Source organism: Flavobacterium plurextorum (assembly GCF_024638035.1).
GTDB classification, from domain to species: Bacteria; Bacteroidota; Bacteroidia; order Flavobacteriales; family Flavobacteriaceae; genus Flavobacterium; species Flavobacterium plurextorum.
The window spans coordinates 1,100,153-1,114,522 of record NZ_CP100442.1 but is presented as its reverse complement, the minus strand read 5'-3'; the positions used below and the strand labels follow the sequence as shown (position 1 = coordinate 1,114,522).

Genomic DNA, 14,370 nt, shown 5'->3' with positions numbered 1-14,370 from the left:
CAAAACCCTGAAATTCCACAATTTTCAGGGTTTTTTCTTCAATAAAACTACTATTAAAAAAAATAAACAAAATTATTATCTTTTAACCTTTGTATTTAGCTGTTATTATGAACACTAACTGCTAAAACATTAATAAGTGTAAAATTTACATTTGCAAATGTAAGCAAAATAATTCTTCAAAAACAAAAAATAACATCTTTATTTTTTTTATTAATTAATAAAAGAGTTTTTAATCAAATGAAGGATTTAACTATACAATGAATAACTACACGTTAAATTCATTAATAAGTTACTACAAAGAATTTCGCATTATTAAAGAGGACTTGTTTTCGATTTGCTCCTTTTTTCCTTTCAAGACCATTTCTGCCAAAATTTTTCCCATCGCTTCAAAATGAGTAGAGATTGTTGTAATTCCGCTGGCTACAACTTTTTTCAAAGGAGTTTCATTATAAGAAATAATTCCAAAATCTGTTCCCAGTTTTAAATTTTGATCTCTCGCACTTTCTATTACCCGAACCAAATCACGATCATTAGGTATAATGTACAAATCTCCTGCATTTATCTTTCTATTTGTAAATTCGGCAATAACTTCAGATTCAAAATTATGTGCCGTACAAAAATCTTCAAAACCCATTTTCATTCCTATTGGCTCTCGGAAACCTGGAAAAATCAAAATCAATTTCTGATATTTAGCCAAACGTTCTTTTCCCCTCTCTAATCCTTCAAAAATATCCTTTTGGTGATTCTGATAAATTGCAGGATACGATTTTAAGTCTGCGTTTGTCTGATCCAGTATAATAACATCACCCACTGGTAGGGTTTTTATAGAACCAACTATATCTTTTAAATTTGTTGGCATTAAAATGTATTTCGTATAATTCCCATTGCTGTCATTAATCAATTTCTGAAAAACAACATTATTAAAATGATGAAAGTAAATATCCACCTGAACATTTTTTCCAATATTGTTTAAAAAGGAGTTGTAGATATCTTCCTTGAAAATATTCAATTCATCAAACAACAAAAAAATCTTCTGCTTAATCGTGATTTCTACACTCTTAACGTAGTATCCTTTTCCAGGAATAGCATAAATAATACCTCTTTTTTTGAGTTCTTCATATCCTAACAAAACGGTATCTCGGGATAATGAAAATGCCAGACAAACTTTATTTACAGAAGGCAGCCTGTCACCTTTAACCAGTTTTTCGTCTTCAATTGCTTTTTCAATTGAAAGAATAATCTGCTTATATTTTGGCAGACCAATGTTGTTTTGAATCGAAATAATGTTCATATAAAATAAAGATCTTTAAAAATTTACACAAAAACTGGTAGGTACCGGTATGCAAAAATAAAGAATGTTTTTATTTTTGACTTTCATTTTTCTAAAATTTTAATGAAAACAATAAACAAATCACATAGTAAAGAAACTTCTAGTGCCGATTTTTCTGATTTTGGACCAGAGATCGAAAAAATTCGTTCTTTCGAATTATCGAATAAAAACGGAATGAAGGTTGAGATTTTAAATTATGGTGCAACTGTAAGTTCTCTTCAGATTCCAATTTCAGAAGGCGAGATTGTTGATGTTGTTTTGGGATTTGACTCTCCAAAGTCTTATTTAGAATCTTATAATTTACCAAGCGCTCCTTATTTTGGAACAACGGTTGGCCGTTATGCGGGACGAATTCATAAAGGACTTTTTTCTTTAAATGGAAATACATACCAATTAACAAAAAACAATAACGGAAACTCTTTACATGGCGGAAATATTGGTTTTGGAAAAAAAATATGGAATGTTACCAGTCAAACTTCTAATGAAAATCCGTCGATAACATTTAGTCTTTTAAGTGAAGATCTTGATGAAAATTATCCCGGAGAATTACAAGTTGACCTAACTTACACGCTTACAGAAGATAATGAGCTTAAATTAAATTATAAAGCAATTTCTACAGAAGATACCGTTATAAATTTAACGCATCATAGTTATTTTAATCTAGATGGTCACGATGGCAGTGTTCTGGATCAAAAAGTTTTTATTGCTGCCGAAAAAATGCTGGAGACTGACCAAGAGAATATTCCAACTGGAAAATTTATTGATCTTAATAATCATGAATTTGATTTTAGAACTGAAAAAAACTGCCCGGCTTCAATCGATAATTCTTTTGTTATCAATCAAACCAATAATCCTACAGCATCTTTATTTAGTTCAAAAAACAATCTAAAAATGAGCGTTTATACAAATCAGCCAAGTGTACATATATATGTAGGTGGTAATTGTTTTGACATTTTAAAAGGAAAAAACGAAGCTGTTTACCATAAAACAAGTGGTATTTGCTTTGAGACTCAAAATTTTCCAGATGCCCCCAACCAAGCACATTTTCCTAATTCGGTTTTAAGGAAAGGTGAAATATATAATCAAGAAACCGTTTATAAATTTGAAATTTTTAACTAAAAACGGTAAACCAATTACATTATAATGAATGACATTTTAATAAAACACACCACTGCTTTTTTTGAAAAATCTTTTGGAACTAAACCAGAAAAAATAGTGCTTTCTCCAGGAAGAATCAACATTATCGGCGAACATATTGACTATAATGATGGTTACGTTTTACCTGCTGCAATTGACAAAGTAATTTGCTTTGCTTTGGAAAAAAACAATTCCAAAAAATCAAAAATAATTGCCATCGACTTAAATGAAGAATTTGAAATTGATTTAACTCAGGAAGTAAAATTAAACGACATTGTCTGGACAAATTATATTCGAGGCGTTATTAAACAGCTGCAAGATAATGGCTTTTCATTTGAAGGTTTCAACTGTGCTTTCAGCAGTAATATCCCTGTTGGTTCAGGATTATCTTCATCTGCAGCTTTAGAATGTGGAATGATTTTCGGAATTAAACAGCTTTTCGATTTAAAAATTGAAAAAGTAGACATAGCATTATTAGGACAAAAAGCTGAACACTGGGTGGGAATTAATTGTGGTATAATGGATCAGTTTTCAAGTGTACTTGGTCTTGAAAACAAAGTTATTCAATTAGACTGCAACACATTAGATTATCATTATCATAATGCTGATTTTAAAGATTATTCTTTGGTTTTATTTGACAGCAATGTTAAACATTCTCTTTTTACATCTGAATACAATACACGCAGAATAGAGTGTGAGCAAGGATTGTCAATAATTAAAAGTCATTTTCCTGAAGTAAAAAGTTTTAGAAATTGTACCGAAGAACAACTTTTAAGTATTCAGGACAAAATGAATGAAACTGTTTTTAAAAGAGTTCATTATGTCGTAAAAGAAATTAATCGCGTTATAAAAGCCTGCGAAGCGCTGGACAAAGGTAATATAGAAGAATTAGGACAATTGCTTTTTGAAACACATTACGGTTTATCACAAGAATATGAAGTAAGCTGTGCCGAATTAGATATGCTTGTTGATACGGCAAAAGCTGACAATAATATAATTGGTTCTCGCTTAATGGGCGGCGGTTTTGGCGGATGCACCATTAATTTAATTAAAAAAGGTCATGAAAATGAGGTGAAAAGTAAGTTTTCGAATCTTTATTTAAATACATTTGGGATTGAATTAAAATTTTACGACGTAAAAATCTCAAACGGAACAACATTACTTTAAATACCACACCAACACAATGAAAAATTTTGACATTAACGAAGATCCTCACAGACGTTTTAATCCTTTACTCAATGAATGGGTTTTAGTTTCACCTCATCGTGCAAAACGCCCTTGGCAGGGTCAAAACGAAACCATTTCGACTGAGACACTTCCTAAACACGATTCAACTTGTTATTTATGTCCTGGAAATGTTCGTGCAAACGGAGTAAGCAATCCTGCGTACAAAAGCAGTTTTGTATTCGACAATGATTTTGCCGCTTTAAAACAAGATGAAATTATTTTTGAAGAAGATATTAAACATACCTTTTTTAAGGCAGAACCTGAGCAAGGAATTTCGAGAGTGGTTTGTTTTTCACCAAGACACGACTTAACGCTTCCTGAAATGGAAGTTGCCGATATTGAAAACATTATTAAAACTTGGCAGAAAGAATATGCTGATTTAGGAAGCATTAAATACATTAACCACGTTCAGATTTTTGAAAATAAAGGAAGTATTATGGGGTGCAGCAACCCGCATCCTCATGGACAAATCTGGGCACAGTCATCATTGCCGACTCAGGTTGAAAAAACACACAAAAGCTTAAAGTCTTATTACGACAAAAATCAAAGAACACTGCTTGAGGATTATGTTAAGGCTGAATTAAGAGTTGGAAGCCGAATAGTAATCGAGAACGAACATTTTGTTGCATTAGTTCCGTTTTGGGCAATCTGGCCTTATGAAACTATGATTGTAAGCAAAAACCCTATTAGCAAAATCACCGATTTTAATGCAGAAGAAGTTACTGCTTATGCCGAAATTTTAAAACAGCTGACTATTAAGTACGATAATTTATTCAGCACATCGTTCCCTTACTCTTCAGGAATTCATCAAGCTCCAACAGATAATTTAGATCATCCTGAATGGCATTTTCATATGCATTTTTATCCGCCGCTGCTTCGTTCTGCAACTGTAAAAAAATTCATGGTTGGTTACGAAATGATGGGAGAATCGCAAAGAGACATTACACCAGAGAAAAGTGCCGAAATTTTAAGACAACAACCAGACGTTCATTACAAAACAAAATAAAAATTTGGCTGAATTTTTCTTGCAAAATAAGTTCTGAATCGAAAATTTAACATAATAATTTATTTATAAATGTAAATAATACATTTACAATGATGGATTTATAACTTTTTATTTTAAATTTGGCTTCCGTTCTTGTTTTAATAAAAAAATAACAGAATAAAAACACATTTTTCATTTTTTAAACAAATTAAACCACAAAAAACAATCGCTATACTAATTATCTAATATACCATTATCAATGAACCAGAACCTCACTATTGCAGATTATGCAGTATTTATTATCTATTTTCTCGTAGTATCTATCTATGGATATACGATTTATCGCAAACGCGAAAAAAACGAACACGATGCCAAGGCTTACTTCCTTGCCGAAGGAACACTTACATGGTGGGCAATTGGAGCTTCATTAATTGCATCAAACATTTCGGCTGAACAATTTATCGGAATGAGTGGTGAAGGTTTCTTTTTAGGAATCGCAGTTGCTGCTTATGAATGGATTGCTGCTATTGCGTTGATTATTGTTGCAGTTTGGTTTATTCCAGTATATCTTAAAAATAAGATTTACACGATGCCTCAGTTCTTAAAAACACGTTACAATGAATCTACGGCTTTAATCATGGCGGTTTTTTGGTTGTTTTTATATGTATTTGTAAACCTTACTTCTATTCTATATTTAGGAGCAGTTGCTATTAATGGTCTTGCAGGCGGAGAATATCTTCATGCAATTATGATAGGCTTAGCTGTTTTTGCATTAATTATCTCTTTAGGAGGAATGAAAGTTGTTGCTTATACCGATGTAATTCAGGTAGCGGTTTTAATCATTGGAGGTTTAGTTACGACTTATATTGCTTTGACTGTAGTATCTGATCATTTTGGTTTTGGAAAGGATGCTCTTGCAGGTTTCAATCTATTAATGGAAAAAGCACCTGAACATTTCAAAATGATAATTGACAGACCTACTGCTTCTTCATCTCAACTTGAAATTGATAAATATTTAACTTTCCCAGGTTTAATGTCTTACTTAGCAGGTATCTGGATTATCAACCTTAACTATTGGGGATGTAACCAATATATCACACAAAGAGCTTTAGGTGCCGATTTACAAACTGCGCGTAATGGTATTTTATTTGCAGGATTCTTGAAATTATTAATGCCTCTTATCGTTATGCTGCCTGGTATTGCTGCTTATGTTTTATACCAAAATGGTGGTTTACCACAATTGATCGGCGGAAAAGACGGAGCTTACTCGGCGATGTTAACTTTCCTTCCAACAGGTTTAAAAGGATTATCTGTTGCTGCATTAACTGCTGCTATCGTAGCATCATTAGCTGGTAAAGTAAATAGTATTTCGACAATCTATACTTTAGACGTTCATAAAAAATACATTCAAAAAAATGCAAGTGACAGACACCAAGTAAATATCGGAAGATATGCTGTTTTTGCTGCTATGCTTTTAGCCGTATTATTTACGTGGAATGACATATTAGGAATTGGCGGTGTTGGTGGATTTACTTACATTCAAAAATATACCGGCTTTATTAGTCCTGGAGTTTTTGCGATGTTCTTCCTTGGAATGTTCTGGAAAAGAACAACTGGAACTGCAGCAATTGTAGGTGTAATTTTAGGATTTGTATTGTCTGTTTTATTCAATGAATATGCTCCAATGCTTTTCGGAAATGAAACCTTATTATATACTGCTTATTCTAATGGAAAAGGCGCATTCGAAATTCCGTTCCATATTTGTATGGGATTATCATTCTTCTTTACAATGCTGGCAATGATTGCAATCAGTTTTGCTGGACCTAAAGTAAACCCTAAAGCATTTGAAATTGATTCTGAAATGTTTAAAGTTAAACCACAAACTACTGTGTTAATCGTAATTACATTATTGATTATTGTAGCATTATATGTGAAGTTCTGGTAGTAGAGTTTTACAAAATAGTATTTAAAAGAAAAGAGGATTCTAAATTTAGAATCCTCTTTTTTATTATAGCGCAACAATAGGAATAACCCAAAAACCAGATTATTCCGAGCTTTGTTCTTTTTGCATATTTAGCAAATATGCCATATTTGCAATTACGTGATCATGCTTTTTAACAAACGAATTTTCTTCGTTCCAGACATAACCAGCCAAAACAGCGCATATTTTTTCTTTTACTTCAGGATTTTCCGGCTGATGAAAAAATAAAGTCTGCAGATTTCCGGTGTACCATTCTTGTACATAAGTCGTAAATACTGCAATTCCTCGTTTCATATATTGCGTAAACTCAACTTCCCAATCAACAGGAGTTCCTTGTGATTCTTTCAAATATAATTTTGCCGCCAGCATTCCAGATTCAGTTGCAAAAGCTACACCTGACGAGAAAACAGGATCTAAAAATTCTGAACTGTTTCCTGTTAAAGCAAAACCGTCGCCATACATTCTTTTTACAGCTCTCGAATAATTCTCCAATTTTACAGGCTCAAACAAAAATTCAGTTCCTTGAAATCTTTTAATATAAAAGTCTGACAGCTGAATAGCATTTTTCAAAGCCTCAGCATTATCTTTATTTTCAGAAAGAGAATTTATAAAATCTGTTGGGCCAACAACTCCTAAGCTCGTGTTTCCGTTAGAAAACGGAATTACCCAAAGCCATACTTGAGTTTCTAGAATATCAAATGAAATTTGAGTTCCTTCCTCACCTTCCTCTCTATTAATATCTTTTACGTGTGTAAATATTGAAGAATGCGGATCTAATTTCGAAGGCGTATCCAAATCTAAAAGTCTTGGTAAAACGCGTCCGTAACCACTTGAATCGATAATAAACTTCGCGTGAATTTCTTTTAAATTCCCATCCTTATCTTTTACAATAGTTTTAGAATTTTTCCCTTCAAAAGAAACTTCCAAAACCTCAGTTTCAAATTCTAGATCAACACCTTTACGAACGACTTCCTGAGTCATTGTGTTATCAAAATCAGCACGCGGAACCTGCCAGGTCCAATCCCATCCTTCTCCAAATTTCTTGCTGAAATCAAAAACACAAATTTCTTCACCTCTTATAAAACGCGCTCCCAGCTTCTTTTCAAAATTCATTGCATCAAGAGCATCAAATAATTCTGCCTCAGCAAAATGATCCATTACTCTAGGAATTAAGCTTTCGCCAACAACAAGTCTCGGGAACCTTTGTTTTTCTACAACTTTTACCTTAACATTGTTTTTATGAAGATACGATGCCGATACGCATCCAGAGGGTCCGGCGCCTATCACTAAAACATCTACAAACTCCTTTGTCATAATAAAAATATTATCAATTATTACCTTACATTTGCCATCATCAAAATAACTACATTTATTTTGATTAATAAAATTAAATTAGCACAATCAAAACCGATTTAATGAATACAATTAATGAATATTTAAGTTTAGCAGAATTCGAATCTATTATATTTGGAAATAATAAAGTTGCAATCAGCGATGTCGTTCTTAACCGAGTAAATGAAAGCTTTAATTTCCTAAAAGAATTTTCTGGAAACAAAGTAATTTACGGCGTAAACACTGGCTTTGGTCCAATGGCGCAATATAGAATTAAAGAATCTGATCAAATTCAGCTTCAATATAATTTAATCCGAAGCCACTCATCTGGAACCGGAAAACCTTTAAGTCCAATTTGCGCAAAAGCAGCAATTTTGGCACGATTAAATACGCTTTCATTAGGAAACTCAGGCGTTCATCCGTCAGTAATCAATCTAATGTCTGAACTTATTAATAGAGATATTACGCCATTAATCTTCGAACACGGCGGTGTTGGTGCCAGCGGTGACTTAGTGCAGCTATCACATTTAGCTTTAGTTTTAATTGGTGAAGGCGAAGTTTTTTATAAAGGCGAAAGAAGACCAACTCCAGAAGTTTTTGAAATTGAAGGCTTGAAACCAATTCAAGTAGAAATTAGAGAAGGTTTAGCATTAATCAACGGAACTTCGGTAATGACCGGAATTGGTGTTGTAAATGTATATCACGCTAAAAAATTATTAGATTGGTCATTAAAATCTTCATGTGCAATCAATGAACTAGTTCAAGCTTATGACGATCACTTCTCAGAAGAATTAAACCAAACAAAACGTCATAAAGGACAACAGGAAGTGGCGGCGAAAATGCGTCAAAATCTTTCAGACAGTACTTTAATTCGTAAAAGAGAAGACCACTTATATTCTGGTGAAAATACCGAAGAAATCTTCAAAGAAAAAGTACAGGAATACTATTCATTAAGATGCGTTCCTCAAATTCTTGGACCGGTTTTAGAAACCATTAATAACGTTGCTTCAATTTTAGAAGACGAATTTAACTCGGCAAACGATAACCCAATTATCGACGTAAAAAACAAACACGTTTATCACGGAGGAAATTTCCACGGAGATTATATTTCGCTTGAAATGGATAAACTGAAAATCGTTATTACAAAATTAACGATGCTTGCAGAACGTCAATTGAATTATTTATTAAATTCAAAAATCAACGAACTGCTGCCTCCTTTTGTAAATTTAGGAACATTAGGATTTAATTTCGGAATGCAGGGCGTTCAGTTTACTGCTACCTCAACAACTGCCGAAAGTCAAATGTTATCAAACCCAATGTACGTTCACAGTATCCCGAACAACAATGACAATCAAGACATTGTAAGTATGGGAACAAATGCTGCTGTAATTACCTCAAAAGTTATTGAAAATGCTTTTGAAGTTTTGGCTATCGAAATGATTACCATCGTTCAAGCAATTGATTATTTAGAACAAAAAGATAAAATTTCATCTGTTTCAAAAAATTGGTACGATGAAATTCGAAATATAATTCCAACATTTAAGGAAGATCAAGTGATGTATCCTTTCGTTCAAAAAGTAAAAGATCATTTGATCAACAATTAAATCTTGTTTTACAGTATTAATATTGAATCTTAAAATCATGAAAAAACCACTTATTTTTTTGTTGCTAGTATTTCAATTTGTTAATAGTCAAGAATTGGCATTAGTTAGAAAGAATTCAAAAATTGGATATATTTCCAAAGATGGATCTTTTAAAATTGAACCTCAATATAAATCTGCCAAAAGTTTCTCTGAAGGTTTAGCCGCAGTAGAAAATGGCGGAAAATGGGGGTTTATTGATACAAAAGGAGAATGGGTAATTCCTGCTGACTTTAAAGATGCTAAAGATTTTAACAACGGAATTGCTATAGTACAAAAAGATAAGCAATGGGTTTATATTGACAAAAAAGGTGAAATTCAAAAAAATCCCGCGTCAGATAAATTATTCGATTTTAATAATGGCGTTGCTTTTATCAGACAAAACAATAAAGTTGGATTGATCAACAATAAAATGACTGTCATTTTAGAACCAAAATACGATCAGATCAAGCCTTTTGAAAATGGTTTCGCAAGAGTGGAACTGAATAAAAATTGGGGAATCATAAATGCCGAAGGAAAAGAATTAGTTGAGCCTGCTTACGCCGAAATTGGAAACTATTTTAAAAATACAACTTGGGCTAGAAAAGATAAAACTTTTGGACTTGTAAGCGCTGGTAAATTTATTCCAGTTGATGGAGCCGAAAAAATTTGGGATTTTGAAACTCAAGATTTGACGTTTGCTAAAAAGAATGGAAAAATTGGATACATTGACTTAAAAGGAAACTGGACCATTTTACCTATATATGATAAAGGAAAAGCTTTTTCTAAAAATTTAGCGCCTGTTCTAGTTGGAAAAAAATGGGGATACATTAATCCAAAAGCAGAATTTGTAATTGAGCCTACTTATAACGATGCAGAAGTTTTTAGTGCAAATGGTTTAGCTCCGGTTAAAGAAAGCAATTGGGGATTTATTAATGAATCTGGAAAACTAGTTATTCCAACTCAATATGGCATTACTACCAATGCAATTATTGCTATGTTTACCCAACAAGACAAAGGTTTCATAGATGGTGTTGCACGAGTAAAAAATGAAGGAAAATGGGGTTTTCTTAAACCAGACGGAACAGTATTGAGCAATCAATGGTTTGAAAATGCTGAGCTTTTTTCAAAATCTGCTGAAAAACCTCAGGCTGCACCAGCTCCAGTTGAAGCTCCAAAACAAGAAACAAAAACAACAAAACCTGCTGCTAAATCGACACCGAAACCAGCAGCTAAGAAAAAGAAATAAATTTCACTTATGAAATGTGTATTAGTAACAGGCGGTTCAAGAGGAATTGGAAGTGCTATTTGTAAAAAATTAGCCGTTGAATCTAAGTATCATATTTTGATCAATTACCATTCAAACAAAACCGCTGCTGAAGCAACACTTCAGGAAATACAAAAATTAGGAGCAACAGGAGAAATCTTAGGTTTTGATGTTGCCAATTTTGAGCAAGTACAAGATGTTTTAACAAAATGGCAGGAAGCTAATCCTGAAGCTATTGTAGAAGCTATTGTAAATAATGCCGGAATTACAAAAGATGGTCTTTTTATGTGGATGACTCCCGAAGACTGGAACGGTGTTGTAAACACAAGTTTAAACGGTTTTTTTAATGTAACACAGTTTTTCATTCAAAAAATGCTCCGTAATAAATATGGTCGAATTGTAAATATGGTTTCCGTTTCTGGTGTAAAAGGAACAGCAGGACAAACCAATTATTCAGCAGCAAAAGGTGCAATTGTTGCCGCTACAAAAGCATTGGCACAAGAAGTGGCAAAACGTAACATTACTGTAAATGCTGTTGCGCCGGGATTCATTAGAACTGACATGACAAGTGAGCTGGACGAAAAAGAATTATTAAAGCTAATTCCGGTAAATCGTTTTGGCGAAGCCGAAGAAGTCGCAGATTTGGTAAGCTTTTTGATTTCTAAAAAATCGAGTTATATTACCGGAGAAATTATCAATATAAACGGAGGAATATATTCTTAATTTTTTTAAACACATAGAAACGTAAATTTTATGTGTAAATAAAAGAATACAGAAGAGAATACATTTCTTTCACATAGACAGCTATGTTTTTACAAAGGAGTGAAACGCCTTTTTTGAGATACAAATACTATGTTTCTATGTGTTTAAAAAGACACTTTAAGGATAAAAATTATTTTGAAAGACGATGAATAAGAGAGTTGTAATTACTGGAATGGGGATTTATTCTTGTATCGGAACTTCTTTAAATGAAGTAAAGGAATCATTATATAACGGAAAATCAGGTATTCAATTTGATTCTGACCGAAAAGAATTTGGTTTTCAATCAGCCTTAACAGGAATGGTTCCGAAAGCTGATTTAAAAAATTTACTGACACGAAGACAACGTATGAGCATTGGTGAAGAAACCGAATATGCTTATATGGCGACTATCGAAGCATTGAAAAATGCTAATATTGACGATGCTTTTTTTGAGAATCGCGAGGTTGGAATTATGTACGGAAATGACAGCGTTTCTAAAGCCGTTATTGATGCTACAGATATTGTACGTGAGAAAAAAGACACTGCATTAATTGGTTCTGGAGCAATTTTTAAATCCATGAATTCTACCGTTACAATGAATCTTTCAACGATTTTTAAACTGCGAGGAATTAATTTAACCGTTAGTGCAGCTTGTGCGAGCGGTTCGCATTCTATCGGACTTGCGTATTTTTTAATAAAAAGCGGTTTTCAAGATATTATTATTACCGGCGGCGCACAAGAAATTAATAAATATGCGATGAGCAGTTTTGACGGATTAGGCGTTTTTTCTAATAGAGAAAATGATCCCGAAAAAGCTTCTAGACCTTTTGACAAGGATCGCGACGGATTAATTCCAAGCGGCGGCGGCGCAACTTTAATTCTTGAAAGTTATGAATCTGCGATTGCACGCGGCGCAAACATTATTGCCGAAGTTTCGGGTTACGGTTTTTCATCAAACGGCGGACATATTTCTACTCCAAATGTCGAAGGACCTGCCACAGCAATGCAAAGAGCTCTTGACGATGCAAAACTAAAAGCATCAGACATTGAATATATAAATGCACATGCAACTTCTACTCCCGTTGGAGATGCCAATGAAGCAAAAGCTATCTTTGAAGTTTTTGGTGAGAAAAACCCATACGTAAGTTCTACAAAATCAATGACAGGTCATGAATGCTGGATGGCTGGAGCCAGTGAAGTCATTTATTCTATCATAATGATGCAGCACGATTTTATTGCGCCAAACATCAATTTAGACAACCCTGATGAAGATGCTTCTAAATTAAATTTAGTTAAAACTACGTTAAACAAAAAATTTGACATATTTTTGTCCAATTCTTTCGGTTTCGGAGGAACCAACTCTGCGTTGGTGGTTAAAAAGTTTAAATTAAACAATGAATAAAGAAGAGATTATAGCAAGAATTAATGGTTTTTTAGTTGATGAATTTGAAGTTGACAATGACGACATTGAACCAAATGCTAATTTAAAAGACACACTTGGGTTAGACAGTCTGGATTATGTTGATTTAGTAGTTTCGATAGAATCTAACTTTGGTGTAAAACTAGTGGAGGCAGATTTTGTTGGAATTTCTGATTTTCAAAGTTTCTACGACCTTATTGAAACCAAATTAAAAGCCAAAACAGCTTAATGAGTCAATGGGATGGCAAATCAAAAGGAACTGTTTTAGGCTATAGAATATTCGTTTTTTTAATACAAAAAGCGGGTATAAAGTCTGCTTATGTCCTGCTTTATTTTGTTGCCTCTTATTACTTTCTGTTTTTAAGAAAAAGTAATCGAGCTATTTTTTATTACTTTAAAGAAAGACTCAACTATTCTTATTTCAAATCAAAAAAAATGGTTTTCAAAAGTTACTATACTTTTGGACAAACCATCATTGATAAAATTTCCATTTCGGCAGGAATGCGAAACAAATTCACCTATGAATTTGACGGAATCGAAACGCTGAAAAAACTCTTAGCCGAAAAAAAAGGAGGTGTTTTAATCAGCGCGCATGTTGGAAATTTTGAAATTGCAGAGCATTTTCTAGGCGACATCGATCTTAATTTTCAAATTAATTTAGTTACAACAGACTTAGAACATTCTGCTATTAAAAATTATTTAGCAAGCGTTACTCAAAAACCAACCGTAAAATTCATCATCATCAAAGAAGATTTGTCTCATATTTTTGAGATTAATGCCGCTTTAGCCAATAATGAATTAGTCTGCTTTACGGGAGATCGTTACTTTGAAGGAACAAAATCACTTTCAGAAAACATTTTAGGCAAAGAAACCAGCTTTCCTGCCGGACCATTTTTAATCGCTTCAAGATTAAAAGTTCCCGTTGTATTTGTTTATGTTATGAAAGAGCCAAATCTGCATTATCATTTATATGCAAGAGAAGCTGCCGTTAAACATCGTGACGAAAAAGCACTCTTGAAAGAATATGTAACCAGCGTAGAAAATATCTTAAAAAAATATCCGCTTCAATGGTTTAATTATTTTGATTTTTGGAATGATTTACCATAATTTGTAAAAAATCACGCTAGTTTTTTCTCATTTTTGTCATTTCGACGAAGGAGAAATTACTACGAGGAGCTCTACAAAGATTGGCTTATAGAAACGGAGCTACTTGCGAAGATTTCTCCTTCGTCGAAATGACAAACTGTGCTTTAAAGTGTTCTGCGAGATTAAAAACCCGCCATAAATTCACATCCAAAAAAACGTATAAAACGAAACATTAAACAAGAAAA

12 protein-coding genes are annotated in these 14,370 nt (G+C 33.1%); 10 read left to right on the top strand and 2 right to left on the bottom strand.

Annotation, left to right across the window (positions count from 1 at the left end; all coding sequences use genetic code 11):
- Positions 1-292: 292 nt before the first annotated feature.
- Positions 293-1,291 (bottom strand): substrate-binding domain-containing protein, encoded by a 999-nt coding sequence (locus NLG42_RS05175; protein WP_089058901.1) that lies wholly within the window; start codon positions 1,289-1,291, stop codon positions 293-295.
- A 102-nt stretch (positions 1,292-1,393) separates the two neighbouring features.
- Between NLG42_RS05175 and NLG42_RS05170 the strand changes: the two genes are divergently transcribed.
- The 4 genes from NLG42_RS05170 (at position 1,394) to NLG42_RS05155 (ending at position 6,624) form a co-directional block, all read left to right on the top strand.
- A complete protein-coding gene (locus NLG42_RS05170) occupies positions 1,394-2,449 on the top strand; it encodes an aldose epimerase family protein (RefSeq protein WP_257683170.1) in 1,056 nt (351 codons plus the stop codon).
- 24 nt (positions 2,450-2,473) lie between these two features.
- Entirely contained in the window at positions 2,474-3,634 is a 1,161-nt protein-coding gene (gene galK / locus NLG42_RS05165; protein WP_257683169.1) for a galactokinase, read from the top strand.
- A 16-nt stretch (positions 3,635-3,650) separates the two neighbouring features.
- A complete protein-coding gene (locus NLG42_RS05160; RefSeq protein WP_089058898.1) occupies positions 3,651-4,700 on the top strand; it encodes a UDP-glucose--hexose-1-phosphate uridylyltransferase in 1,050 nt (349 codons plus the stop codon).
- A 238-nt stretch (positions 4,701-4,938) separates the two neighbouring features.
- Positions 4,939-6,624 carry a sodium/sugar symporter gene (locus tag NLG42_RS05155; RefSeq protein WP_089053601.1) on the top strand — a complete coding sequence of 562 codons (1,686 nt, stop codon included), beginning with the start codon at positions 4,939-4,941 and terminating at the stop codon, positions 6,622-6,624.
- 99 nt (positions 6,625-6,723) lie between these two features.
- Here the strand turns inward: NLG42_RS05155 and NLG42_RS05150 are convergent, their stop codons facing one another.
- The gene (locus NLG42_RS05150; protein ID WP_257683168.1) at positions 6,724-7,974 is read right to left on the bottom strand and encodes an NAD(P)/FAD-dependent oxidoreductase; all 1,251 of its coding nucleotides are present in this window, start codon (positions 7,972-7,974) and stop codon (positions 6,724-6,726) included.
- A 101-nt stretch (positions 7,975-8,075) separates the two neighbouring features.
- Here NLG42_RS05150 and flxA point away from each other — a divergent pair, with 101 nt between their 5' ends.
- The 6 genes from flxA to NLG42_RS05120 all read left to right on the top strand — a co-directional run bounded on the left by flxA (position 8,076) and on the right by NLG42_RS05120 (position 14,146).
- A complete protein-coding gene (gene flxA / locus NLG42_RS05145) occupies positions 8,076-9,596 on the top strand; it encodes a flexirubin biosynthesis tyrosine ammonia-lyase FlxA (protein WP_257683167.1) in 1,521 nt (506 codons plus the stop codon).
- A gap of 37 nt (positions 9,597-9,633) precedes the next feature.
- Positions 9,634-10,860: a WG repeat-containing protein gene (locus NLG42_RS05140; protein WP_089058895.1), complete on the top strand. Its 1,227-nt coding sequence runs from the start codon at positions 9,634-9,636 to the stop codon at positions 10,858-10,860.
- Between the two features lie 9 nt (positions 10,861-10,869).
- Positions 10,870-11,601: a flexirubin biosynthesis SDR family reductase FlxB gene (flxB, locus tag NLG42_RS05135; RefSeq protein ID WP_089058894.1), complete on the top strand. Its 732-nt coding sequence runs from the start codon at positions 10,870-10,872 to the stop codon at positions 11,599-11,601.
- Between the two features lie 184 nt (positions 11,602-11,785).
- Positions 11,786-13,021 (top strand): beta-ketoacyl-[acyl-carrier-protein] synthase family protein, encoded by a 1,236-nt coding sequence (locus NLG42_RS05130; RefSeq protein ID WP_257683166.1) that lies wholly within the window; start codon positions 11,786-11,788, stop codon positions 13,019-13,021.
- The gene (locus NLG42_RS05125; RefSeq protein WP_089058892.1) at positions 13,014-13,268 is read left to right on the top strand and encodes an acyl carrier protein; all 255 of its coding nucleotides are present in this window, start codon (positions 13,014-13,016) and stop codon (positions 13,266-13,268) included. The genes NLG42_RS05130 and NLG42_RS05125 overlap by 8 nt, the downstream gene beginning before the upstream one ends.
- The gene (locus tag NLG42_RS05120) at positions 13,268-14,146 is read left to right on the top strand and encodes an LpxL/LpxP family acyltransferase (RefSeq protein ID WP_089058891.1); all 879 of its coding nucleotides are present in this window, start codon (positions 13,268-13,270) and stop codon (positions 14,144-14,146) included. Before NLG42_RS05125 ends, NLG42_RS05120 begins: the two co-directional genes overlap by 1 nt.
- The last annotated feature ends 224 nt before the right edge of the window (positions 14,147-14,370 follow it).

Coding starts and splice junctions, on each gene's coding strand:
- galK (WP_257683169.1), top strand. CDS start 2,474: ATGAATGACATTTTAATAAAACACACCACTGCTTTTTTTGAAAAATCT.
- NLG42_RS05175 (WP_089058901.1), bottom strand. CDS start 1,291: ATGAACATTATTTCGATTCAAAACAACATTGGTCTGCCAAAATATAAG.
- NLG42_RS05140 (WP_089058895.1), top strand. CDS start 9,634: ATGAAAAAACCACTTATTTTTTTGTTGCTAGTATTTCAATTTGTTAAT.
- NLG42_RS05130 (WP_257683166.1), top strand. CDS start 11,786: ATGAATAAGAGAGTTGTAATTACTGGAATGGGGATTTATTCTTGTATC.
- NLG42_RS05120 (WP_089058891.1), top strand. CDS start 13,268: ATGAGTCAATGGGATGGCAAATCAAAAGGAACTGTTTTAGGCTATAGA.
- NLG42_RS05125 (WP_089058892.1), top strand. CDS start 13,014: ATGAATAAAGAAGAGATTATAGCAAGAATTAATGGTTTTTTAGTTGAT.
- NLG42_RS05170 (WP_257683170.1), top strand. CDS start 1,394: ATGAAAACAATAAACAAATCACATAGTAAAGAAACTTCTAGTGCCGAT.
- flxA (WP_257683167.1), top strand. CDS start 8,076: ATGAATACAATTAATGAATATTTAAGTTTAGCAGAATTCGAATCTATT.
- NLG42_RS05155 (WP_089053601.1), top strand. CDS start 4,939: ATGAACCAGAACCTCACTATTGCAGATTATGCAGTATTTATTATCTAT.
- NLG42_RS05160 (WP_089058898.1), top strand. CDS start 3,651: ATGAAAAATTTTGACATTAACGAAGATCCTCACAGACGTTTTAATCCT.
- flxB (WP_089058894.1), top strand. CDS start 10,870: ATGAAATGTGTATTAGTAACAGGCGGTTCAAGAGGAATTGGAAGTGCT.
- NLG42_RS05150 (WP_257683168.1), bottom strand. CDS start 7,974: ATGACAAAGGAGTTTGTAGATGTTTTAGTGATAGGCGCCGGACCCTCT.